Below are 21,798 nucleotides of genomic sequence, written 5' to 3'. Positions count from 1 at the left end.
TTCTTTGTCGGACTAACCCGGCCGCCGCTCAGGCGTTGCCCGATGCCGGGTAACGGACGTCAAGCACGTCGATCGGCTGCGGGCCGGCCGGCGTCATCAGCGTCACGGTATCGCCGATCTTCGCCTTGATCAGCGCACGCGCGACAGGCGAAATCCAGCTGACGCAGCCGTGGTCGAGATCGACCTCGTCGATCCCGACGATCGTGATCGTGTGATCCTCGCCGTCCGGGGTCTCGTAATCGACCGTGGCGCCGAAGAACACCTGGTCGACATTCTCCTGCCGGCTCGCGTCGACGACTTCGGCAAGGTCGAGCCGCTTCGTCAGGAAGCGGATGCGGCGATCGATCTCGCGCAGCCGCCGCTTGCCGTAGATGTAGTCGCCGTTCTCCGACCGATCGCCGTTCGACGCGGCCCACGACACGAGCCGCACGACCTCGGGGCGCTCGACGTCGATCAGGCTCAGCAACTCGTCCCGCAGCCGCTTGTGGCCGGCCGGCGTGATGTAGTTCTTCGCGCCCGCCGGAATCGCGGGTTGAGCCTGGTCGAGATCGTCGTCGTCACCGTCCGACTCTTTGACAAACGCCTTGTTCATGATGCAGATTCAAAATCGGGATGATTGATGCTCCAAGGGTACACGATGGGCGCCCCGGCAAGGCCAAGCAGCGTAATTCGCGAATAAGGCTTCCCTTTTTATACAACCCTGCTATAATTTCGCTTCTGCGTGCGGCTGTAGCTCAGTTGGATAGAGTACTTGGCTACGAACCAAGGGGTCGTGGGTTCGAATCCTGCCAGCCGCGCCACTTTTTTCGAGGGCCTTCCCAACCGAAGGCCCTTTCAGTTCGAAGTAGTAGCTTTTTGTTTTTGCGTGCGGCTGTAGCTCAGTTGGATAGAGTACTTGGCTACGAACCAAGGGGTCGTGGGTTCGAATCCTGCCAGCCGCGCCACCTTTTTGGGGACCTTCCCATCGCAGAAGGTTCCGACAGTTAAGCAGTACCGCTTTGCGTGCGGCTGTAGCTCAGTTGGATAGAGTACTTGGCTACGAACCAAGGGGTCGTGGGTTCGAATCCTGCCAGCCGCGCCATCTTAAAAGGGCTTTCCTCCGGGAAAGCCCTTTTTCTTTTCTGCCTCCCCTCACCCCCTGCTCGCGTCACGACACCGTTCGCCCGCCCGACCTCGGAAGGCCCCGGCTACGCCGCAGTTTCGCTCAGCAGCACCAATGAAAACGGCGGCCATTGGCCGCCGCTGATCGATCGCCCACAACGGGCACGCGTCAATAATCCTGCCGCTCGCGCTCGATGCGCATGCCGCCGTCGTGGCGCGCATGCGCACCATCGTCGGTGGACCGCTCGCGCATGATCCGCATCACGTCCGGGTTGGTTCGCACGCGCCGCATCACGTTCGCGAGATGCACGCGGTCGCTGACCTGGATCACGAAGCGCAGCACCGTCGATTCGTGCGTCAGGTCCTCGTCCATTGCGATGTGAACGATGTTCGCGTCGGCCGACGTGATGTCCGCCGCCACGCGCGCAAAGATGCCCTTCGTGTTCTTCACGAGCGCCTTTACCGTGACATCGAACAGGCGGCCCGGCTGCGGCGCCCATTCGACGTCGATCCAGCGGCCCGGATCGCGGCGATGAATACGCTGCGCGACACGGCAATCGGTCGTATGAATCGCCATCCCCAGGCCGATGCCGATGTAACCCATGATCGCGTCGCCCGGAATCGGCCGGCAGCATGCCGACAACTGCACGGACATCCCTTCGGTACCGGTAATCACGACCGGTGGCGCATGATGCGCGGGATGCCGCTCGGACTTCGGCAGATCGTCGTCCGCGTCGCGGCCGCTCATCAGCACCTCGATGCGCTTGGCCATCACCGCGGCAACGCGGCGGCCAAGGCCGATGTCCGCGAAAATTTCCTGACGGCTCTTGTTGCCCGTCCACTGCACGAGCTTCTCCCACACTTCCGGCTCGACGTCGGCCAGCGCGAGGCCGTAGCCCTTCAGGCTCTGGTCGACGAGCCGCTCGCCGAGCTGCACGGACTCGTTCAACCGCATCGTCTTCAGATAGTGACGAATCGCCGAGCGTGCCTTGCCGGTCCGCACGAAGCCGAGCCATGCAGGGTTCGGCTTCGAATACGGCGCGGTGATCACCTCGACGATGTCGCCGCTCTTCAGCTCGGTGCGCAGCGGCAGCAGCTCGTTGTTGATCTTCACGGCCACGCACTGGTTGCCGAGATCGCTGTGGATCGAATACGCGAAATCGAGCGCCGTCGCGCCGCGCGGCAACGCCATGATCTTCGACTTCGGCGTGAACACGTAGACCGCGTCGGGGAACAGGTCGATCTTCACGTGCTCGAGGAATTCGCTCGAATCGCCGGCTTCGCTCTGGATGTCGAGCAACGACTTCAGCCACTGGTGCGCGCGCTTCTGCACGTCGCTGAGATCCGCACTGCCGTTCTTGTACAGCCAGTGCGCGGCAACCCCCGCCTCGGCGATCTCGTGCATCTTGCGCGTGCGCACCTGAAACTCGATCGGCGCGCCGAACGGGCCGACGAGCGTCGTGTGCAGCGACTGATAGCCGTTGATCTTCGGGATCGCGATGTAGTCCTTGAACTTGCCGGGCACGGGCTTGTACAGCGCATGCAGCGCGCCGATGCACGTGTAGCAGTCGAGCGCGCTGTCGACGACGACGCGAAAGCCGTACACGTCGAGCACCTGCGAGAACGACAGCTGCTTGTCGCGCATCTTCCGGTAGACGCTGTAGATGGTCTTTTCGCGGCCGGTGATTTCGGCATCGATCTTCGCGTCGGCCATCGCGCGCTGCGCGGCCTCGAGGATCTTGCTGATCACTTCGCGGCGGTTGCCGCGCGCCGCCTTCACGGCCTTCTCGAGCGTCGCGTAGCGATGCGGGTTGAAGTTCGCGAAGCTCATGTCCTGCAGCTCGCGATACGTGTTGTTCAACCCGAGCCGGTGCGCGATCGGCGCATAGATGTCGAGCGTTTCCCGCGCGACGCGGCGGCGCTTTTCCATCGGCACCGCGCCGAGCGTGCGCATGTTGTGCAGGCGGTCGGCGAGCTTGACGAGAATCACGCGCACGTCGCGCGCCATCGCGAGCAGCATCTTGCGGAAGTTTTCCGCCTGCGCTTCCTCGCGACTGCGGAATTCCATTTTGTCGAGCTTCGACAGGCCGTCGACCAGTTCGGCGACCTTCGGGCCGAACCGCTCGGCCAGCTCGCTCTTGGTCACGCCCTGGTCTTCCATCACGTCGTGCAGCAGCGCGGCCATCACGGCCTGCGCGTCGAGCTTCCAGCCGGCGCAGATTTCCGCGACGGCGACGGGATGGGTGATATAGGGTTCGCCGCTCTGGCGATACTGACCGAGGTGGGCTTCGTCGCTGAAGTGGAACGCCGCCTTGACCTCTTTGATTTCGTCCGGAGCGAGATACTCGGCAAGTGCGGCCGTCAGTTTCGCAATCGAAACGACGCCGTGCTTGCGAGGCTGCTCCGGTGTGGCGGTCGGCCCGAACAGATGCCGGAAGGACTGTTCGAGGACCGCGTCGATGTACTGGCGCGCAGGCGACTGGGCCGTGGCTTCGGTGGTCGAATCCGCGGAGGCGGACGATGGGGTGGTGCTCATATTCGCCTCCAGGTCGAGTCGTTGCGCGCGTGGATTACATGGCTGGAACGGGCCGGATGCGCGTTACACCGGCACCTTCTTCAGCATCTCGACGCCGACCTGGCCGGCGGCGATTTCGCGCAGCGCGACGACCGTCGGCTTGTCGCGGCTTTCGATCTTCGGCGTATGGCCTTGCGCGAGCTGCCGCGCGCGATAGGTGGCGGCGAGCGCCAGTTCGAAGCGGTTCGGGATTTGCTTCAGGCAGTCTTCGACGGTAATGCGAGCCATGGTGGTAATTCCTTCTGAATATAGTCCTTATTCTACCTTATGTCCCTCTGCCCCCGCGTCAATCCGCGTGGGGCAGATGGATGCCGAGCTCGATGAACAGCTCCGTGTGTCGCGCGTACTGCGAAGCAAAGCGCAGGCGCGTTGCCGCGACGATGCATTCGAGCTCCGCGAGCGCACGCTCGAAATTCTCGTTGATCACCACGTATTCCGCCTCCGACGCGTGAGCGATCTCGCTGCCGGCGGCCAGCAGACGGCGCGTGATCACGTTCGGCTCGTCCTGGCCGCGCTTCTTCAGGCGCTCTTCGAGCGCGTCGAGCGACGGCGGCAGGATGAAGATGCCGACCGCGTTGCGGAACTGCTTCTTCACCTGCAATGCGCCCTGCCAGTCGATTTCGAGCAGCACGTCGTGGCCGTTCTTCATCTGCTCTTCGATCCAGACGCGCGACGTGCCGTAGTAGTTGCCGTGCACTTCCGCGCTCTCGAGGAATTCGTGCGCCGCGTGACGCGTGCGGAAATCGTCGACGGTCGTGAAGTGATAGTGCTGGCCGTCCTGTTCGCCCGGGCGCGGCTTGCGCGTCGTGTACGAGATCGACAGGCAGATGTCGCTGTCCTTCGACAGCAGCGCATTCACGAGCGTCGACTTGCCCGCGCCCGACGGCGCGACGACCATGAACAGGTTGCCGGGATAGACGCCGCTGTGCAGCGAATGCGACGCGTGGCCGTCGCGGGTGGATTCGGTCATGTTGCTTTACTCCAGGTTTTGCACTTGCTCTCGCATCTGCTCGATCAACAGCTTGAGCGCCATCGATGCGTCGGCCAGTTCCTTCGCCGCCGCCTTCGAGCCGAGCGTGTTCGCTTCGCGATTCAATTCCTGCATCATGAAGTCGAGACGCTTGCCGACGCGGCCGCCCTTCTCGATCACATGGCGCGTTTCGTTCAGGTGCGCGGTGAGGCGCGACAGCTCTTCCGCGATGTCGATCCGGATCCCGTACATCGTCACTTCCTGACGAATGCGCTCCGCGGCTTCCTCGCGCGTCACGATCGGCGCGCTGCCTTCGGGCGCCGCGATGCCGAGCGCTTCCTGCAGCCGCTCGACGATCTTCTGCTGGTGCTTCGCGATCAGCTCCGGCACGAGCGGCGTGATGCGCGCGACGATCGCTTCCATCTCGGCGACGTTCGTCAGCAGCATCGTCGCCAGTTGCGCACCTTCGCGCGAACGCACGACGACGAGTTCGCCGATCGCTTCCTTGCCGCATGCGAGCACCGCGTCGCGGATTGCGTCAGCCGACACGCCGCTCTCGGCCAGCACGCCGGGCCAGCGCAGGATCTCGCCCGCGCGCAGGCGGCCGACGCCCGGGAACGAGTCGAGCACCGCGCGCTCGAGATCGGCGAGCTGACCGAGCGCCGACTGGTTCAGCGCGCCCGCGCCGATGCTCTGCTCGCCGCGCTGCAGGTTGATGCGCACGTCGACCTTGCCGCGCGACAGCTTGTTCATCAGCATTTCGCGCAGCGCGGGTTCGCACGCGCGCACGTCGTCCGGCATCCGGAAATTCAGGTCGAGGAAGCGCGAGTTCACGGTGCGCAGTTCGACCGACACGCTGGTGCCGCCATTACCGGTGGCCGTCGCGAGTTCGCGCGTCGCGCTCGCGTAGCCCGTCATGCTGTAGATCATGGTTCGTCTCGCCGTCTGGGTGCCCTCGCGGGCGGGGATATGTCGAGGCGCCCGGCGCATCGGAAAGCGCGGGGCGGGAAGCGCGCATTATCCCATTTTTGCGGACCTCTCCGCCGGGCAAGGCCGCCGTTCGGCGCTAAAATCGCGGTTTCCCCTCCTTCCGCGATCCCCACATGACGTCTTCCCTTTCCCGCCCCAGCGGCCGCCGCGCCGACGAACTGCGCAAGGTCGCCCTGACGCGCCACTACACGAAACACGCCGAGGGCTCGGTGCTGGTCGAATTCGGCGATACCAAGGTGCTGTGCACCGCGAGCGTCGCCGAGCGCGTGCCCGACTTCCTGCGCGACCGCGGGCAAGGCTGGCTGACCGCCGAGTACGGGATGCTGCCGCGCGCGACGCACACGCGCAGCGACCGTGAGGCCGCACGCGGCAAGCAGACGGGCCGCACGCAGGAAATTCAGCGCCTGATCGGCCGCGCGCTGCGCGCGGTGTTCGATCTCGAAGCGCTCGGCCCGCGCACGATCCACATCGACTGCGACGTGATCCAGGCCGACGGCGGCACGCGCACGGCAAGCATCACCGGCGCCTTCGTCGCCGCGCACGACGCCGTGTCGACGCTGATCGCGGCCGGCAAGCTCACGCGCTCGCCGATCACCGACCACGTCGCCGCGATCTCGGTCGGCGTGTACGAAGGCGCGCCGGTGCTCGATCTCGACTACGCGGAAGATTCGCGCTGCGACACCGACATGAACGTCGTGATGACGGGCGCCGGCGGGTTCGTCGAAGTCCAGGGCACGGCCGAAGGCGTGCCGTTCTCGCGCGCCGAGATGAACGCGCTGCTCGACCTCGCGCAGGGCGGGATCGGCGAGCTCGTGCAGCTGCAGAAGGACGTCCTGGGCGCCAGTCATGCCTGACGACCGCACCCTCGCGCCGCTGTCGCGCATCGTTCTCGCGTCGAACAACCCGGGCAAGCTGCGCGAATTCACCGCGCTGTTCTCGACGGTCGGCATCGAGATCGTCCCGCAGGGCGACCTGGCGGTGCCCGAGGCGGAAGAGCCGTTCGGCACGTTCATCGAGAACGCGCTGACGAAAGCGCGGCACGCGTCGCGGCTCACCGGGCTGCCGGCGATCGCCGACGATTCGGGCCTGTGCGTGCGCGTGCTGCGCGGCGCGCCGGGCGTCTATTCGGCGCGCTACGCGCAGCGCGCGGGCCGCGACAAGGGCGACGCGGCGAACAACGCGTATCTCGTCGAGCAGCTGCACGGCGTCGACGACCGGCGCGCATACTATTGCTGCGTGCTCGCGCTCGTGCGCCATGCGGACGATCCCGAACCGCTGTTCGCCGAAGGGCGCTGGGCCGGCGAAATCGTCGACGCGCCGCGCGGCGAGCACGGATTCGGCTACGACCCGTATTTCTACCTGCCGTCGCTCGGCGCGACGGCAGCCGAACTCGAGCCGGCCGTGAAGAACACGCACAGCCATCGCGCGCTCGCGCTGAAGGCGCTGCTTGCACGGCTCGCGGAGGAAACATGATCGCGCCCGATATCCATTCGCTGCAGGAGGTTGCATGAGCCAGGCTGCGGAAACCGGCGCGCGCGTCGTCGCGACCTTCACGTCACCCGGACAGGTACGGCTCACGTCGCTGCCGCCGCTCGCGTTGTACGTGCATTTTCCGTGGTGCGTGCGCAAGTGCCCGTACTGCGATTTCAACTCGCACGAGTGGAAAGGCGAACGGTTTCCGGAATCCGAGTATCTCGACGCGCTGCGCGCCGATCTCGAGCAGGCGCTGCCGCTCGTGTGGGGACGGCAGGTGCACACCGTGTTCATCGGCGGCGGCACGCCGAGCCTGCTGTCGGCGGCCGGCCTCGATCGGATGCTGTCCGACGTGCGCGCGCTGCTGCCGCTCGACGCCGATGCCGAGATCACGCTCGAGGCGAATCCGGGCACGTTCGAGGCCGCGAAGTTCGCGCAGTTCCGCGCCAGCGGCGTGAATCGCCTGTCGGTCGGCATCCAGAGCTTCAACGAAGTGCACCTGAAGGCGCTCGGCCGGATCCACGACACCGCGCAGGCGCGTGCGGCGGTCGAGATCGCCGCGACGACGTTCGACAACTTCAACCTCGACCTGATGTTCGCGCTGCCGAACCAGACGCTCGACGAATGCCGTACCGACATCGAGACCGCGCTGTCGTTCGCGCCGCCGCATCTGTCGCTGTATCACCTGACGCTCGAGCCGAACACGCTGTTCGCGAAGTTCCCGCCCGTCGTCCCCGACGACGACGCGTCGGCCGACATGCAGGAATGGATCCACGCACGCACGGCCGAGGCCGGCTACGGGCGCTACGAAGTGTCCGCTTATGCGAAGCCGAATCATCAGTGCAAGCACAACCTGAACTACTGGCGCTTCGGCGACTATCTCGGGATCGGTGCGGGTGCTCACACGAAGCTGTCGTTCCCGAACCGGATCCTGCGGCAGGCGCGCTACAAGCATCCGGCGACCTTCATCGAGCAGGCGATGGCCGGCACGGCCGTACAGGAAGAGCGTGAAGTCGGCGCGCGCGACCTGCCGTTCGAGTTCATGCTGAACACGCTGCGGCTCGCCGAGGGTTTCCCCGTGCACAGCTTCGTCGAACGCACGGGGCTGCCGATGAGCACGATCGAGCCGGCGCTGAAGGAAGCGGAACAGCGCGGGCTGATCTCGCGCGATTTCGCGCAGATCGCGCCGACGCCGCTCGGCCAGCGTTTCCTCAACGACCTGCAGGAATTGTTCCTGCGCGACGATTGAAGAAACAACCGTGGAGCATGGGACCGGAGTAAGCACTGAAGTGCCAACTCCGGTCGACACCGCAGCATTTCGGTTACAATGCCGCCTCGCGTGGAAGCGTGGCCGAGCGGTTTAAGGCACTGGTCTTGAAAACCAGCGACGGGAAACTGTCCGTGAGTTCGAATCTCACCGCTTCCGCCAGGAAATTCGCCCAACCCCGTCCATTCGCCGAATGACGGGGTTTTTGTTTGCCCGTACGCCCCCTCTCCCCACGTTCCGACGCGTCGCGCCGGATGCCGTTACAATCCCGCGCTCCGAATCGCGAAACGGGAAATCCACGTCATGAAGCCCTTCATCGTCTCGTCGCTCGTCGCCATGCTGGCCGCCGTCAGCACGCATGCCGCGGCCGACACCGCCTCCGGCAGCGACGCGCCGGCGTCGTGCGCGATCGCGAACGTCACCGGCGTCGGTGGCTCGCCGCGCGGCCTGAGCGAATACCTCGCGAGCCCGTCGCCCTACAACTACCTGAAGGACAACGACCTCCAGTGCAAGGTGTCGGACGACGGACGCACGTCGAACTGCACCGGCGTGACCTACCTGCGCAACGAACAGGTCAGCGTGTACGACGACTCCGATCCGGCGACGTTGACCGTCGTGGCGCGCGTGGAGCTCGACCATGGCCAGAAGTACCCGGTGATCATCGTCGTGCAGCGCAAGGACGCGCGCTGCAAATAATGCAATGACGCAGCCGCGCACGCGCACCCGTCCGTCGGGTCGACACGTGCGTTCGCACTGCAGCGGAAGCCTCCCGGCCCGCCCCGCGATCACCTAGAATTCGTTCAACACGGCGACACGACCGCCGCCGCGCACTCGACGCCGCACGCGCCACCCCTGCGCGCGGCCCACGGAGATCGCCATGACCGAACTGTCGACACCGACGGACCACGTCGATTACGAAGGCTTCGAGATCCATGTCGTGCCGGCCGCCGCGCCCGGCAGCGACACGCGCTACACCTACACCGGCTACGTGTGCCACCCGGGCGCGAATCCCGCGCTGCCGGGCCACGCGGTGCCGTTCCACGCGGACGGCGAGGAAAGCTTCGCGAGCGTCGACGAAGCGGTGCACGAAGCCGTGCACATCGGCAAGAGCATCATCGACGGCACGCACCCCGACCTGTCGGTGCTGTCGCTCGTCACGCACGGCTTCTGAACCGGGCAAGCTGCATCGCAGGTAATGGCGCGGGCGTCGTTCGCCGTACTGCATGCGGCGACCGCTACGCTCGGCCGAACGATCGTCACGCACCTGCACGTGACGCACGCGCCGCGCCTTTCAACTTTGCAACATGCTCGGCGTCGAGCACGCTGTCACATGTCACGTCACATCGCGCTGCGCGGCGCCCGGCCATCATCATTTGCGATCGCAACGCCCGACATCGCGCGTTATGCGTTTCTCCCGATATCGCGTCGCGTCCGTGCGCCTATCATTTTTTTATAGTCACTTCTGGCTATCTCCCATGCGCCCCGTTCTCCGTCCGCGCGTCGACCGGCTGCGTGCTGCTGCGCTGGCCGTCGTCGCCCTGCTTGCCGCGTGCACGATCACGCCGCCGCCGTCGCTGCACTCGATCGTGACGATTCCGTCGATCACACGCAGTGCAAGCCTCGACCAGTACCGCGTCGAGGTCGCGAAATGCGTTGCCGAACGCAATCCGTCCGGCCTGCTGCGCGGCACGCCGCAGGCGATGCTCCGTTCGCTCGTCGTCGTCGCGTTCACCGTCGATCGCAACGGTCGCCTCGTCCACGCGTCCGTCTATCGCAGCAACGGCGACAGCGAGGCGGAAGCGCTCGCGCTCGCGTCGCTGCGACGCTCGGCACCGCTGCCCGCGCCGCCGTCGCGCCTGCTCGACGGCAACGGCCAGATCGAATTGATGGAAGGCTGGCTCTTCAACGACGACGGCCATTTCCAGTTGCAAAGCACCGCATCCGCGCAGGCGCAATCGCTCGACTGACCTGCCGCCGCCCCGCGATTGCCGGTGGGTGGCGGCGCTGGCTATAATTTTCCGCAATCGCGCGGCCATCATGCCGCGCGCGCGTTCGCGCGCCCCACCCGGCATGCGAGCCGACCACGCCGGCACCGGGCGGCGGCGACATACCCGTCTCCATCGTCGACCGGCGGGTGACGTTCGCGCCACGGCGCGCGTCCACGCCGCCACCGCATCATCCGCTCGGCTGCCCCCGGGCAGGCATCCGCCTGCCCGACCTCACGCTCAGCCGACCGCCCCAAACGACAAAACGGAGACATCCATGTCCGCATCCCCCCCGACCGTTGCACACGCAACCGGTTCGGCCGGCGCCGTCAGCCACCGGCGCATCGTGTTCGCGAGCTTCATCGGCACCGCGATCGAGTTCTACGATTTCTACGTGTACGCAACGGCCGCCGCGCTCGTCATCGGCCCCGTCTTCTTCCCGCACGGCTCCGCGACCGCGCAGGCGTTGTCCGCGTTCGTCACGTTCGGCATCGCGTTCATCGCACGCCCGATCGGCTCGTTCCTGTTCGGGCACTTCGGCGACCGCATCGGCCGCAAATCGACGCTCGTCGCGTCGCTGCTCGTGATGGGCGTGTCCACCACCGCGATCGGCTTCGTGCCCGGCTACGACGCAATCGGCGCGCTCGCGCCGGTGCTGCTGTGCGTGCTGCGCTTCGGCCAGGGCATCGGCCTCGGCGGCGAATGGGGCGGCGCGGCGCTGCTCGCGACCGAGCACGCGCCGCAAGGCAAGCGCGGCTGGTTCGGGATGTTCCCGCAGTTGGGGCCCTCGGTCGGCTTCCTGATGTCGAACGGCCTGTTCTTCGCGCTCGCGCTGTCGCTGTCCGACGAGCAGTTCCGCAGCTGGGGCTGGCGCATCCCGTTCCTGGTCAGCGCGGTGCTCGTCGCGCTCGGCCTGTACGTGCGGCTCAAGATCACCGAAACGCCCGCGTTCCAGGCTGCACTCGATCGCAACGAACGCGTGCGCGCGCCGGTCGCGACGCTCGTCACGCAACACTGGCAGCCGACGCTGCTCGGCGCGCTCGCGATGGTCGTCTGCTACACGCTGTTCTACATCTCGACGGTGTTCTCGCTGTCGTACGGCGTGTCGGCGCTGCATATTCCGCGCCAGAGCTTCCTCGGCCTGCTGTGTTTCGCGGTCGTGTTCATGGGGCTCGCGACGCCGCTTTCCGCATGGGCGTCGGACCGCTTCGGCCGCAAGCCGGTCCTCGTCGTGGGCGCGATCGCCGCACTGCTGTCGGGTTTCGCGATGGAGCCGCTGCTCGGCAGCGGCTCGATGCCGCTCGTCGCGCTGTTCCTGACGATCGAGCTGTTCCTGATGGGCGTGACGTTCGCGCCGATGGGTGCGCTGCTGCCGGAGCTGTTCCCGACCAACGTCCGCTACACGGGCGCCGGCGTCGCGTACAACCTCGGCGGGATCCTCGGCGCGTCGATCGCGCCGTATATCGCGCAGCTGCTGGCGGCGCGTGGCGGGCTGTCATGGGTTGGCGGCTATGTATCCGTCGCGGCAGCGATCAGCCTGGTCGGCGTGCTGCTGATGCGCGAAACGCGCGACACGACGCTCGTCTGAGACTCCGGGACGACCCGGGTTGTGCGGCGGACGGCGCTGCCTATACTCGATCCTGGGCGCGCCGTTGCGCGCGCCCAGGATCCCTCCCCGCAGGAGCCGCCGCCATGAATATCCACCTCAGCAATGCCGACCTCGTCCTGACCCTCGCGCTCGCGCTGGGTGGCGCGCTGCTGCTCGCGCTGCGCTTCCGGCCCAAGACGTGGCGCGGCCTCGTGTTCGAGGCGCTGCTGGCGAATCTGGCGGCCATCGCCGCCGTCATCACGGTCGAGGCGCTGCTCGCCTGAACCGCCGCGCTCCGCTCGTCAGGCGGACAGCCGCGCGCACGGCGCGCCATAGACGGGGCTGACCGCGGCGATCGCATCCAGCGTCTGCTCGACGGACGGCATCGCGCCCGGCTCGCCGATCGACAGTGCATTCGGTGCACCGCCGATGCCGCAATGGTGACGCGACGTCGCGACGAAAATCATCACGGTCGGCCGCTGCAGCGCGTGCGCCATGTGCACGAACCCCGTATCGACCCCCACCACGAGCGCGGCCCGGCCGAGCGCCGCGCCGAGTTCGCGTACCGTCATCGCAGGCAGCACGACCGCCCCCGGCGCGCGCGCGGCGATATCCTTCGCGTCGTCATGCTCGGCGGCCGATCCCCACGGCAACAGCACACGCACGCCGCGCGCCATCATCTGCTTGGCAAGCGCGGCCCAGTGATCGGCCGGCCATTTCTTGTCGGGATTGGATGTCGCGTGGAACAGCAGCATGAACGGCGTGCCGTCGGTCACGGCAGCCGGGAGACTCTCGACCTGCGGCGGGACGACGCCGTATGTGGCGATGCCTTCGGGCACGTAGCCGAGCGCCTCGCCGGCACTCACACGCATTCCGTGCCACGCGTCGCAGTCCGGCCGCGGGCCGAAGCGATGCGAATACGCGAAGCGCGCGCCCGCTTCGCCGAGATCCTGCGTCTGGTAGCCGACGCGGCGCGCGGCGCGCGCCAGCGCGGAAATGATTGCGCTCTTGTAGACGCCGTGCAGGTCGATGACCACGTCGTAGCGGTGCGCACGCAACGCGCCGATCGACGCCGAGATCGCCTTCAGGTCGCCGGTATTGCGGAGTTTCTTGAACCGGCGCAGCGGTGCGCAAAGGACGGCGCTCACGCCCGGATGCCAGCGCACGACCTCGGCGCACGATTCGTCCACGGCCCAGTCGACCGATACGCCGGGAAAGGCGCGATGCAGGTCCGCGACGACGGGCAGCGTCTGGACGACGTCGCCGAGCGACGTCACTTTCACGATGAGGATACGTTTCACGTTTGCGGGGAAGAGCCTGCCATTTGAGGATGCTAACGACGGATGACCGCCGCGCGCATTATCCGTAAATTACATTTGTAACAAAATGCTACAAGCTTTCAAAGCATTGACGCCCGTAGCGTGATCCCGGTTCTTTTTATAATCGATTCTTTGCCTGATGGCCCGCGCCGATGCCACGCCCCGCCCTTCCCGCCCTGTTTCCCGCCCTCACCCGCCGCTCGGTGAGAATCTGGCGCCAATACGGCATTTTCTGGCTCGGCGCGATCGTCGTCGGTCTCGCGGCCGTGCTCTACGCGCGGCTGATCGACTGGGGCTACGAGAGCTTCCGCACGATGCGCGATCACGCCGCGTGGCTGCCGCTGCTGCTGACGCCGGCAATCGCGGCCTTGTCGGCATGGCTCACGCGCCGGTTCTTCCGTGGCGCCGAGGGCAGCGGCATCCCGCAGGTGATCGCGACACTGCATGCGCGCCCGAGCGCGTTCGGCGCGCGGCTGCTGACGCTGCGCATCCTGTTCGGCAAGGTGCTGATCTCGTTCCTGGGCATCCTGGGCGGCTTCACGATCGGTCGCGAGGGGCCGACCGTGCAGGTCGGCGCGGCGCTGATGTTCAACCTGCGGCGCTTCTACCCGCGCTCGAACGCGCAGATCGAACGCCAGCTCGTCCTGGCCGGCGCGGCGGCCGGGCTGTCGGCCGCGTTCAATACGCCGCTCGCCGGGATCGTGTTCGCGATCGAGGAGCTGACCCGCAGCTTCTCCGCGCGCGCAAGCGGCGTGCTGATCACCGCGATCATTCTCGCCGGCGTCGTCGCGCTCGGCCTGAACGGCAACTATACGTATTTCGGCACGATCGACGCCGGCCCCCACTTCCCGAAACTGCTGGCGCTCGCCGTGCTGGTCACCGCGATCGTGACGGGCATCGCGGGCGGCCTGTTCTGCTGGCTGCTGCTCAACACGGGGCGCTGGCTGCCCGCGCAACTGCTGGGCCTGTATCGCGAGCGACCGATCGCGTTCGCCGCGCTGTGCGGCTTCGCGATCGCCGTCGTCGGCATCGTATCCGGCGGCACGACATTCGGCAGCGGCTATGCCGAGGCGCGCGGCCTGCTCGACGGCAGCCAGACACTGTCGGTGTTCTATCCGTTCCTGAAGATGGTGTCGATGGTCGCGTCGTACCTGCCGGGCATCCCGGGCGGGATCTTCGCGCCGTCGCTGTCGATCGGCGCCGGGTTCGGCAACCTGCTGCACGTCGTGTTCAGCAACATGAGCCTGCCCGTGCTGATCGCGCTTGCGATGGTCGGCTATCTTGCGGCCGTCACGCAGTCGCCGATCACGTCGTTCGTGATCGTAATGGAGATGATCAACGGGCACGCGCTCGTGATTTCGCTGATGGCCACCGCGTTGGTGTCGAGCCGGGTGTCGCGCTTTTTCGCGCCGCCGCTCTACGAGACGCTCGCCCTCCGCTATCTCGCACCGCCCGTCGCGGCTCCGGAGCACGCTGCGGCAACCGCGACGAGTGCGGCGAGTGCGGCGACTACGACCGGCGTCACCGAGCCGCAGGATGCAACCGCCGCGCCCGCCGATCCGCTCGACACGCTGCGCGACGAAGGCAGCAGCGGCGAGCCGGTCGAAGGCGCGGCATCCGCGCCGGCGCTGCACGACGACGCGCCGGCGGCTGCATCCGGCGCGAGCGGCCCGGCGCAGCCCGGCCCGCGCGACGCTCAGTAGATCACGACGGGCGCCGGCCGGTAGTAGACGGGCCGCGCCGGCACGACGATGCACCCGGCCAGCGTGACGGCAACGAGCACGATGGCGATGGCGGTTCTTTTCATCACGCGCCTCCATTACGCCCAGTGGCCGCGGGTCCAGAACCAGTTCGGACCGCGCTGGTCCCAGTGGCCCGGCACCCATTGCATGCCGACGCGCTCGGCTTCCCAGTGACCGCCGATCCACACGTAGCGGCCATGATCCCAGTGCCAGTGCCCGCGGTCCCACACATAACCGACCCGCGCGGTCGGCACGACCTCGTAGCGCACGGGCGGCGGCGCGTTCGGCGCGACGATGACGACTTCCTCGGTACGCACGGCGACCGGCTCGGCGATGACCACGCGGCCCTGCGGCGCGATCACGGGCGCGCCGACGAGGATTTCGTCCGCATGCGCGGCAAACGGCGCGACGACGGCTGACAGGCCCGCGGCAAACAGTGCGAGCGAAACGATACGACGTTGAACAGTAGAGACAGCCATCACAACCTCCTGGTTGAACAAGTTACGCGAGCGTATTCGTTCAATGCGGGAGGACCGAAAACGGCCGACAGACGCTGTGTTACGGCGTGCCCGAAAGTGCAACAGGGCGTAAGACGCGCACGGCGGCCGAGGCCGCCGTGCGGAGGGATACCGGCAAAGGTCAGGCTTGCGGGATCTCGATCTTCACTTCGAGGACTTCGAGATCGTCCTGGCGCTCGAGGCTCACGCGGATGTCATCGTTCGAAATATGGACGTACTTCGAGATGACCGCGACCAGCTCCTTCTGCAGCGCCGGCAGGTAATCGGCCGGCGGCCGGCCGCCGACCCGCTCGTGCGCGATGATGAGCTGCAGGCGCTCCTTCGCGACCGATGCGGACTTCTTCTTCTCGCCGAGGAGAAACGAAAGGATGGACATGGGCGGCCTCCGTTACTTGCTGCCGAAGAGGCGCTGCAGCAGGCCCGGCTTCTGGTAATCGGTGAAGCGCAGCGGCTTGTCTTCGCCGAGGAAGCGCGCAACGACGTCCTTGTACGCTTCGGCGACATCGGTACCGTCGATGTGCACGGCCGGCAGGCCCTGGTTCGACGCGTGCAGCACGGCTTCGGACTCGGGCACCACGCCGATCAGCTTGATGCGCAGGATCTCGCTGATGTCCTCGAGCGACAGCATCTCGCCTTCGCTCACGCGCTTCGGGCTGTAGCGCGTGATCAGCAGGTGTTCCTTGATCGGCTCCTTGCCTTCGGTCCCGCGCTTCGTCTTCGACGACAGGATGCCGAGAATGCGGTCCGAGTCGCGCACCGACGACACTTCAGGGTTCGTGACGATCAGCGCTTCGTCGGCGAAGTACATCGCGTGCAGCGCACCGGCTTCGATACCGGCCGGCGAATCGCAGACGATGTATTCGAAGTCCATCGCGACCAGGTCGTTCAGCACCTTCTCGACGCCGTCGCGCGTCAGCGCATCCTTGTCGCGCGTCTGCGACGCCGGCAGGATGAACAGGTTCTCGCACTTCTTGTCCTTGATCAGCGCCTGGTTCAGGTTCGCTTCGCCCTGGATCACGTTCACGAGGTCGTACACGACGCGACGCTCGCAGCCCATGATGAGATCGAGGTTGCGCAGGCCGACGTCGAAGTCGATCACAGCCGTCTTGTGGCCGCGCAGCGCGATACCGGACGCAAAGCTCGCGCTCGTCGTCGTCTTGCCCACGCCGCCCTTGCCCGAGGTCACCACGATGATTTTTGCCATTTACCCAATACCCTGTGTTCGTCAATGAGAGCCGATCGACCCGGAGCGCCGCGTGAATTACGTCAGGCGCAGCGGTTCGATCATCAGTTTTTCCTCTTCGAGCCGGATCTGCACCGATTTGCCCAGAACTTCGGGGGGCAACGGGTTCTCGGTTGTTCGATAGATACCCGCGATCGAAATCAGTTCCGGTTCGAGACACGTGCAGAAGATGCGCGCGTCGTGATTGCCGTGCACGCCCGCGAGTGCGCGGCCGCGCAACGGCGCGTAGATGTGGATATTGCCTTCCGCGATGATCTCCGCGCCGTGACTGACCGGCGCGAGCACCACGAGGTCTCCTTTCGCGTAAATCTGCTGCCCCGAACGCAACGGCCGGTCGATCACGAGCGTCTGCCCGCCCGCCGGATTCGACGCCGGCGCCGCCCCGGGCGCCTGCTCGGGCGCCACCGCGGCGGCTGCAGCGACGACGGCCTCGGCGATCGGCGACGGTTCCGCGCCGTCGGCCGGCTTCACGGCCGGCGTGCGGCGATCGCGCGCTTCCAGCAACGGCAGGCCGGCTTCCCCCGCCCAACCCTGCGTTGCCAATGCGACCACGCCCACCGGGCGCATCCGCACGTCGTTCAGCATCTGGCGGATGTCGGCGAGCGCGACGCGTTCGCCGTCAGCCAGGCGGCGGACGTCGATCGCGACGACATCGTCGGCGAAAAACTCGGGAGTCGCTTCGAAGCGCTTGACCAGTTCGGTACGCAACGCATCGAGATCGGTCGTCTTCACGGTGAACAACAACGTATCGACCGATCCGCTGCGCAGCTCGAAGAATGGCGATTTTTTAAGCGACATGGACACTCTGCAAAAATTTTTTGCGTATTTTACAGGCGTCCACGCGCGCGGCCATTATTTTTGGGACACAGGGCTGCGGCGGCCCCGGCGGGCGGGCAACCGGAAGGCGGGGGGGCAAGCGGGCGAGCAGGCGTTCATCGCGCCGCGCGGCCCGCGTTTTGACGAGGCGTCAGTGCTTCACCTGCGACACGAACAGCGATTTCATCGCGCCGGGCATCCGCCCGATCGGCGCGTGTTCGCCGGTGTTGCCGAACCCCGAACGCTCGTAGAAACGGATCGCGTTGCGGTTCGCATCGGCGATCCATGCATAGACCTCGCTGGCGCCGCGCTCGGCGAGCCATGCGGTGGCCGTCTCCAGCAACAGCACGCCGCCGCGCAGATGACGCACCGCGTGCGCCACCCATAGCTCGCTGACGAACGCGCGCCGATCGGGCGTGTTGTCGAAGTACGCGCCGATCATGCCGGCCGGATGGCCTTCGGTGTACAGCAGGAAAGTCGTCGACTCGTCGGACACGGCGCGTTGCGCGGCAATCGCCGACGCTGCGTCCGTTTCGACGTTCAGCAATTCGGCCTCCGGCGCTTCACCGGGCGCGTAGGGCTCACGCAGCGATGCGGCGCGGAGTTCGCGATACACGCTGCCCTGGTTGGCAACGATACGACGAACGGTCAAGGTCGAACTCATGCAGGCACAGCCCCCTTCGGACAGCAAGCTATTAGCTTCAACCGAAAGCGGGGTATGAGTCAAATCGTTATTTTCGAATGGCAGCGCGAATCGAAAGGCGGCAGGCACTGTCGGCGGCGGCGTGTGCCAGTCGGTGTGCAGGTGCAGCATTACCGTGTCGATGCATGCCGCCGGACGACGGTCGCGGCCGCTTCGTTCGACGCGTCGCGCCGCCCGCCTTGCGATGCGCGGCAGGCGCGTTTCGGATCGCTTCTCACCTCGTCCCGGAGGTCGTAATGATCCGTAATATATGTAGCCGAAACAGGTGCCCCGCCCCTACCCGCCCCATTCCGGTTATTGCGCCGCAACATTCGTTGCGAGCCCGTGAGGCCGATGCCCGTGCGCGTCACATCGTGCCAATCATCTGATCAACACGGGGATCGCGCGGGCCGATCTGGCCTGCCCGGCATGTTTCAATCGGCGCGTACCGGCCCTTCCCGGTGCGCGTCGCACGTGCCCCTCCGTTTGGAGCCTCGCGCCTAGCGCCGGGGTTTGGAAAGCGCGCGCACGGGTCGTATAACAGGCAGAACCGGACCACGATCCGGTGCCACCGCGCGCGCGTCGCGGACCCACGAGGATTCGAACAACCATGGATGCGGCCGCCCTCGGGCCGGCCGACTGGAGGGAGACAATGGCAATGACCGACGCATCGGCTTCGGGCTGGTCGGATGGCAAGCGTTACCTGTGGCTGCTCGGCGCGCTGACGATCACGCTGCCGACCCTCTCCGCGCAGCTCGCGCTGTCGACGGGTCTTCACGTGTTCTGGTGGTTCGGTCCGCTGTTCGCCTTCGGCGTGATCCCGATCCTCGACACGCTGATCGGCGACGATCGCGACAATCCGCCCGAGGCCGTCGTGCCGCACCTCGAACGGGAGCGTTATTACCGGTACATCGTCTATCTCGCGACACTCGTCGAATATGTCGCGTTCTTCGCGTGCGTGTGGATCGTCGGCACTCATGCGCTCGCGTGGTACGACTATGTCGGCTTTGCGCTGTCGCTCGGCGCCGCGACGGGCATCTCGATCAATACCGCGCACGAGCTCGGGCACAAGACGAACCGCTTCGAACGCTGGCTCGCGAAGATCACGCTCGCGCCGGTCGCGTACGGTCACTTCTACGTCGAGCACAACCGTGGCCACCACGTGCGCGTCGCGACGCCCGAGGATCCGGCCAGCGCGCGCTACGGCGAGTCGTTCTGGGCGTTCCTGCCGCGCACCGTGACCGGCAGTATCCGCTCGGCTTGGCGGCTCGAAACGGCACGCCTCGAACGGCTCGGGCACTCGCCGTGGACCTGGCGCAACGAGGTGCTGCACGCGTGGGCGATGACCGTCGTCGTGTGGGGCATCGCAATCGCGGTGGCCGGCAAGGTCGTGATCCCGTTCCTCGTGATCCAGGCCGTCTACGGCGCGTCGCTGCTCGAAGTCGTGAACTACGTCGAGCACTACGGGCTCGGCCGCCGCAAGCTGCCGAGCGGCCGCTACGAGCGCTGCACGCCGCAGCACTCATGGAACAGCAATCACGTCGTCACCAACCTGTTCCTGTACCAGTTGCAGCGACACGCCGACCATCACGCGAACCCGACGCGCTCATACCAGGCGCTGCGCCACTTCGACGATGCGCCGCAACTGCCGGCCGGTTACGCGACGATGATCCTGTTCGCGTACGTGCCACCGCTCTGGTATCGCGTGATGAATCCGCGCGTCGTCGCGCACTACGGCGGCGACATGGCGCAATCGAACATCAAGCCGTCGATCCGCGCCAGGGTGCTCGCGCAGTATCCGGCCGCGGCGTGATCGCGGGGGGCTGACCGGTGGCGGGCAGCGCCTGCCCGCCACGTCTCGCACCGCCGACAACCGTCACACCCTTTCCGGCAGCCGGAACACGGCCACCGCGTGCCGCAGCGCGCTCGCCTGCTCGGCCAGCGCCTGCGTCGCGGCGGACGCCTGCTCGACAAGCGCCGCGTTGCGCTGGGTCGCTTCGTCCATCTGCGTGACCGCGATGTTCACCTGCTGGATGCCGCCGCTCTGCTCCTGCGCCGCGGACGAGATCTCGCCGACGATCGTCGTGACCCGCTGCACCGCGCCCACGATCTCGTGAATCGATTCGCCCGCGCGGCCGATCAGCACGGCGCCCTCGTCGACCCGGTGCGTCGATTGCTCGATCAGCCCCTTGATCTCCTTCGCGGCAGCGGCGCTGCGCTGCGCGAGCGTGCGCACTTCCGCGGCAACGACCGCGAAGCCGCGCCCCTGTTCACCCGCGCGGGCCGCCTCGACGGCCGCGTTCAGCGCGAGGATGTTGGTCTGGAACGCGATGCCGTCGATCACCGCGATGATCTCGCCGACCTTCGCCGCGCTGTCGGCGATGCCGTTCATCGTGTCGACGGCGTCCGTCATCACGCCGCCGCCCGCGGACGCAATATTCGACGCGTCGCGCGCGAGTTGCGCCGCGTGCTGCGCGTGCTCGGCCGACTGCCGCACGATGCCGGTGAGCTCGGTCATGCTGGCGGCCGTCTCCTCGAGCGACGCGGCCTGCGCCTCGGTGCGCGACGACAGATCGTGATTGCCCGACGCGATCTGCGCGCTCGCGGTCGCGACGGCTTCGGCATGCGTACGCACCTCGAGCACGACGCCCGACAGGCTCGCCTGCATCGTCTGCAACGCGCGCAGCAGATCGGCGATCTCGTCGCGGCCGGTCGCGTCGACGTCGCGCGTCAGGTCGCCGCCGGCAACGGCCTGCGCGCACGCCACCGCACGATCGAGCGGACGCAGGATCGCGCGGCTGAACAGGAATGCGCCGACCATCGCGACGCCGAGCACGACCAGCATCAGCGCGAGGCTTGCCGTGGTCGCGTGCTGCGCGTCGCGGCTCGCCTGCGCCGACACGGCGGCGCTCTCGTCGGCGATCGACTTCGCGGCCAGCTCCAGCAGCGCGGCGGGTTCACGGTCGACACCCGCCACGGCCGCATCGCCGGCCGACGGCTCGAAGCCGGCGGCCTTGAACGCATCGAAGCCGCGCCGGTAACCGTCGCCCATCGCCGTGTGCGCACGCATGAACTGCTCGACGAGCGAGCGGCTGTCGCCGGGCGGCAACTGGTGGACGAGCTGCGCGGCGAGCGCGTCGACCGTTCGTTCGCGCGTCTGGAACGCCTGCCAGTACCGGTCAAGCTTGTCGGGCTGCTTGCCACGCAGCAGCGTGTCCTTCCATTCCTGCACTTGCAGCTTGAACTGCACGAGCGTGGCCGACACGAGCCGTTCGTCGCCGACGTTCGTCTGCACGTCTTCGGCGAACGTATCGATCGACCGGTTGAGGATGTGGATACCGTACAGCGCGCCACCGAACATCAGCAGCAGTGCGACGGCGAATGCGAGGGGAATCTTGTAGCTCAGCTTCATGGGACCTTGGATCGACGGGGAGCGACGCGGCACGGTACGGATACCGGCCACCGCATCGTGTTAACGGCGCGGGATTCAAGGGCTTAAAGCAGAGGAAAGCGGCGCAGACCGGGCGCG

22 protein-coding genes and 4 tRNA genes are annotated in these 21,798 nt (G+C 66.7%); 14 read left to right on the top strand and 12 right to left on the bottom strand.

Annotation, left to right across the window (positions count from 1 at the left end):
- Positions 1-28: 28 nt before the first annotated feature.
- A complete protein-coding gene (gene greB, locus H3H55_RS04875; RefSeq protein ID WP_129513971.1) occupies positions 29-592 on the bottom strand; it encodes a transcription elongation factor GreB in 564 nt (187 codons plus the stop codon).
- 131 nt (positions 593-723) lie between these two features.
- Here greB and H3H55_RS04870 point away from each other — a divergent pair.
- The 3 genes from H3H55_RS04870 (at position 724) to H3H55_RS04860 (ending at position 1,081) form a co-directional block, all read left to right on the top strand.
- Positions 724-800: transfer RNA gene (locus tag H3H55_RS04870), tRNA-Arg, on the top strand.
- A 67-nt stretch (positions 801-867) separates the two neighbouring features.
- Positions 868-944, top strand: a tRNA-Arg gene (locus H3H55_RS04865).
- Between the two features lie 60 nt (positions 945-1,004).
- Positions 1,005-1,081 (top strand) — tRNA-Arg (locus H3H55_RS04860).
- A gap of 189 nt (positions 1,082-1,270) precedes the next feature.
- Here the strand turns inward: H3H55_RS04860 and H3H55_RS04855 are convergent.
- From H3H55_RS04855 to H3H55_RS04840, 4 genes are all read right to left on the bottom strand, one after another.
- On the bottom strand, positions 1,271-3,637 hold the full coding sequence (locus H3H55_RS04855; protein ID WP_048249688.1) for a RelA/SpoT family protein: 2,367 nt from the start codon (positions 3,635-3,637) through the stop codon (positions 1,271-1,273).
- Between the two features lie 63 nt (positions 3,638-3,700).
- Positions 3,701-3,904, bottom strand: coding sequence for a DNA-directed RNA polymerase subunit omega (gene rpoZ, locus H3H55_RS04850; RefSeq protein ID WP_006025620.1), 204 nt, complete (start codon positions 3,902-3,904; stop codon positions 3,701-3,703).
- A gap of 58 nt (positions 3,905-3,962) precedes the next feature.
- Positions 3,963-4,646, bottom strand: a complete 684-nt coding sequence (gene gmk / locus H3H55_RS04845) for a guanylate kinase (protein ID WP_129513969.1) — start codon at positions 4,644-4,646, stop codon at positions 3,963-3,965.
- Between the two features lie 6 nt (positions 4,647-4,652).
- Entirely contained in the window at positions 4,653-5,576 is a 924-nt protein-coding gene (locus H3H55_RS04840) for a YicC/YloC family endoribonuclease (RefSeq protein WP_129513968.1), read from the bottom strand.
- Positions 5,577-5,749: 173 nt separating this feature from the next.
- On the opposite strand from H3H55_RS04840, the gene rph reads away from it, so the two are divergent.
- The 9 genes from rph to H3H55_RS04795 all read left to right on the top strand — a co-directional run bounded on the left by rph (position 5,750) and on the right by H3H55_RS04795 (position 12,233).
- A complete protein-coding gene (rph, locus tag H3H55_RS04835) occupies positions 5,750-6,490 on the top strand; it encodes a ribonuclease PH (RefSeq protein ID WP_193097846.1) in 741 nt (246 codons plus the stop codon).
- Positions 6,483-7,109, top strand: a complete 627-nt coding sequence (rdgB, locus tag H3H55_RS04830; protein WP_193097845.1) for an RdgB/HAM1 family non-canonical purine NTP pyrophosphatase — start codon at positions 6,483-6,485, stop codon at positions 7,107-7,109. The genes rph and rdgB overlap by 8 nt, the downstream gene beginning before the upstream one ends.
- Positions 7,110-7,143: 34 nt before the next feature.
- Positions 7,144-8,358, top strand: coding sequence for a radical SAM family heme chaperone HemW (gene hemW / locus H3H55_RS04825; RefSeq protein ID WP_193097844.1), 1,215 nt, complete (start codon positions 7,144-7,146; stop codon positions 8,356-8,358).
- A 92-nt stretch (positions 8,359-8,450) separates the two neighbouring features.
- Positions 8,451-8,538: transfer RNA gene (locus tag H3H55_RS04820), tRNA-Ser, on the top strand.
- A gap of 141 nt (positions 8,539-8,679) precedes the next feature.
- Positions 8,680-9,072 carry a hypothetical protein gene (locus H3H55_RS04815; protein WP_129513964.1) on the top strand — a complete coding sequence of 131 codons (393 nt, stop codon included), beginning with the start codon at positions 8,680-8,682 and terminating at the stop codon, positions 9,070-9,072.
- 181 nt (positions 9,073-9,253) lie between these two features.
- Positions 9,254-9,547 (top strand): hypothetical protein, encoded by a 294-nt coding sequence (locus tag H3H55_RS04810; protein WP_072436100.1) that lies wholly within the window; start codon positions 9,254-9,256, stop codon positions 9,545-9,547.
- Between the two features lie 304 nt (positions 9,548-9,851).
- Positions 9,852-10,343, top strand: a complete 492-nt coding sequence (locus H3H55_RS04805; RefSeq protein WP_193097843.1) for an energy transducer TonB — start codon at positions 9,852-9,854, stop codon at positions 10,341-10,343.
- A gap of 295 nt (positions 10,344-10,638) precedes the next feature.
- A complete protein-coding gene (locus H3H55_RS04800) occupies positions 10,639-11,949 on the top strand; it encodes an MFS transporter (protein ID WP_193097842.1) in 1,311 nt (436 codons plus the stop codon).
- A gap of 104 nt (positions 11,950-12,053) precedes the next feature.
- Positions 12,054-12,233: a hypothetical protein gene (locus tag H3H55_RS04795; RefSeq protein ID WP_129513961.1), complete on the top strand. Its 180-nt coding sequence runs from the start codon at positions 12,054-12,056 to the stop codon at positions 12,231-12,233.
- Positions 12,234-12,251: 18 nt separating this feature from the next.
- Here the strand turns inward: H3H55_RS04795 and waaC are convergent, their stop codons facing one another.
- Entirely contained in the window at positions 12,252-13,250 is a 999-nt protein-coding gene (waaC, locus tag H3H55_RS04790; protein WP_193097841.1) for a lipopolysaccharide heptosyltransferase I, read from the bottom strand.
- Positions 13,251-13,420: 170 nt separating this feature from the next.
- Here waaC and H3H55_RS04785 point away from each other — a divergent pair, with 170 nt between their 5' ends.
- A complete protein-coding gene (locus H3H55_RS04785; protein WP_193097840.1) occupies positions 13,421-14,971 on the top strand; it encodes a chloride channel protein in 1,551 nt (516 codons plus the stop codon).
- A 116-nt stretch (positions 14,972-15,087) separates the two neighbouring features.
- Here the strand turns inward: H3H55_RS04785 and H3H55_RS04780 are convergent, their stop codons facing one another.
- The 5 genes from H3H55_RS04780 to H3H55_RS04760 form a co-directional block, all read right to left on the bottom strand.
- Entirely contained in the window at positions 15,088-15,489 is a 402-nt protein-coding gene (locus H3H55_RS04780) for a YXWGXW repeat-containing protein (protein WP_129513958.1), read from the bottom strand.
- Positions 15,490-15,649: 160 nt separating this feature from the next.
- Positions 15,650-15,904: a cell division topological specificity factor MinE gene (gene minE / locus H3H55_RS04775; RefSeq protein ID WP_006486661.1), complete on the bottom strand. Its 255-nt coding sequence runs from the start codon at positions 15,902-15,904 to the stop codon at positions 15,650-15,652.
- A gap of 12 nt (positions 15,905-15,916) precedes the next feature.
- Complete coding sequence (minD, locus tag H3H55_RS04770; protein ID WP_048243115.1) at positions 15,917-16,732, bottom strand: septum site-determining protein MinD; 816 nt, start codon at positions 16,730-16,732, stop codon at positions 15,917-15,919.
- A 57-nt stretch (positions 16,733-16,789) separates the two neighbouring features.
- On the bottom strand, positions 16,790-17,569 hold the full coding sequence (gene minC / locus H3H55_RS04765; RefSeq protein ID WP_129513957.1) for a septum site-determining protein MinC: 780 nt from the start codon (positions 17,567-17,569) through the stop codon (positions 16,790-16,792).
- 169 nt (positions 17,570-17,738) lie between these two features.
- Positions 17,739-18,401 carry a GNAT family N-acetyltransferase gene (locus H3H55_RS04760; protein ID WP_226799945.1) on the bottom strand — a complete coding sequence of 221 codons (663 nt, stop codon included), beginning with the start codon at positions 18,399-18,401 and terminating at the stop codon, positions 17,739-17,741.
- Between the two features lie 520 nt (positions 18,402-18,921).
- Here H3H55_RS04760 and H3H55_RS04755 point away from each other — a divergent pair.
- Positions 18,922-20,082, top strand: a complete 1,161-nt coding sequence (locus tag H3H55_RS04755; RefSeq protein WP_193097838.1) for an alkane 1-monooxygenase — start codon at positions 18,922-18,924, stop codon at positions 20,080-20,082.
- A gap of 63 nt (positions 20,083-20,145) precedes the next feature.
- On the opposite strand, the gene H3H55_RS04750 is transcribed toward H3H55_RS04755, so the two are convergent.
- Complete coding sequence (locus H3H55_RS04750) at positions 20,146-21,681, bottom strand: methyl-accepting chemotaxis protein (RefSeq protein WP_193097837.1); 1,536 nt, start codon at positions 21,679-21,681, stop codon at positions 20,146-20,148.
- Positions 21,682-21,798 lie beyond the last annotated feature (117 nt).

This window comes from Burkholderia sp. Z1, assembly GCF_014893795.1.
GTDB lineage: Bacteria > Pseudomonadota > Gammaproteobacteria > Burkholderiales > Burkholderiaceae > Burkholderia > Burkholderia theae.
The sequence above is the reverse complement of the archived record's forward strand: the minus strand, read 5'-3'. Positions and strand labels throughout refer to the sequence as shown.

What these genes read in the sequence shown, in the direction of transcription:
- minD (WP_048243115.1), bottom strand. Translation starts at nt 16,732, where the DNA reads ATGGCAAAAATCATCGTGGTGACCTCGGGCAAGGGCGGCGTGGGCAAG.
- rpoZ (WP_006025620.1), bottom strand. Translation starts at nt 3,904, where the DNA reads ATGGCTCGCATTACCGTCGAAGACTGCCTGAAGCAAATCCCGAACCGC.
- H3H55_RS04785 (WP_193097840.1), top strand. Translation starts at nt 13,421, where the DNA reads ATGCCACGCCCCGCCCTTCCCGCCCTGTTTCCCGCCCTCACCCGCCGC.
- H3H55_RS04805 (WP_193097843.1), top strand. Translation starts at nt 9,852, where the DNA reads ATGCGCCCCGTTCTCCGTCCGCGCGTCGACCGGCTGCGTGCTGCTGCG.
- H3H55_RS04855 (WP_048249688.1), bottom strand. Translation starts at nt 3,637, where the DNA reads ATGAGCACCACCCCATCGTCCGCCTCCGCGGATTCGACCACCGAAGCC.
- minE (WP_006486661.1), bottom strand. Translation starts at nt 15,904, where the DNA reads ATGTCCATCCTTTCGTTTCTCCTCGGCGAGAAGAAGAAGTCCGCATCG.
- rdgB (WP_193097845.1), top strand. Translation starts at nt 6,483, where the DNA reads ATGCCTGACGACCGCACCCTCGCGCCGCTGTCGCGCATCGTTCTCGCG.
- hemW (WP_193097844.1), top strand. Translation starts at nt 7,144, where the DNA reads ATGAGCCAGGCTGCGGAAACCGGCGCGCGCGTCGTCGCGACCTTCACG.
- greB (WP_129513971.1), bottom strand. Translation starts at nt 592, where the DNA reads ATGAACAAGGCGTTTGTCAAAGAGTCGGACGGTGACGACGACGATCTC.
- minC (WP_129513957.1), bottom strand. Translation starts at nt 17,569, where the DNA reads ATGTCGCTTAAAAAATCGCCATTCTTCGAGCTGCGCAGCGGATCGGTC.
- H3H55_RS04815 (WP_129513964.1), top strand. Translation starts at nt 8,680, where the DNA reads ATGAAGCCCTTCATCGTCTCGTCGCTCGTCGCCATGCTGGCCGCCGTC.
- H3H55_RS04795 (WP_129513961.1), top strand. Translation starts at nt 12,054, where the DNA reads ATGAATATCCACCTCAGCAATGCCGACCTCGTCCTGACCCTCGCGCTC.
- H3H55_RS04800 (WP_193097842.1), top strand. Translation starts at nt 10,639, where the DNA reads ATGTCCGCATCCCCCCCGACCGTTGCACACGCAACCGGTTCGGCCGGC.
- H3H55_RS04810 (WP_072436100.1), top strand. Translation starts at nt 9,254, where the DNA reads ATGACCGAACTGTCGACACCGACGGACCACGTCGATTACGAAGGCTTC.
- H3H55_RS04840 (WP_129513968.1), bottom strand. Translation starts at nt 5,576, where the DNA reads ATGATCTACAGCATGACGGGCTACGCGAGCGCGACGCGCGAACTCGCG.
- H3H55_RS04750 (WP_193097837.1), bottom strand. Translation starts at nt 21,681, where the DNA reads ATGAAGCTGAGCTACAAGATTCCCCTCGCATTCGCCGTCGCACTGCTG.
- rph (WP_193097846.1), top strand. Translation starts at nt 5,750, where the DNA reads ATGACGTCTTCCCTTTCCCGCCCCAGCGGCCGCCGCGCCGACGAACTG.
- H3H55_RS04755 (WP_193097838.1), top strand. Translation starts at nt 18,922, where the DNA reads ATGGCAATGACCGACGCATCGGCTTCGGGCTGGTCGGATGGCAAGCGT.
- gmk (WP_129513969.1), bottom strand. Translation starts at nt 4,646, where the DNA reads ATGACCGAATCCACCCGCGACGGCCACGCGTCGCATTCGCTGCACAGC.
- H3H55_RS04780 (WP_129513958.1), bottom strand. Translation starts at nt 15,489, where the DNA reads ATGGCTGTCTCTACTGTTCAACGTCGTATCGTTTCGCTCGCACTGTTT.
- H3H55_RS04760 (WP_226799945.1), bottom strand. Translation starts at nt 18,401, where the DNA reads ATGCTGCACCTGCACACCGACTGGCACACGCCGCCGCCGACAGTGCCT.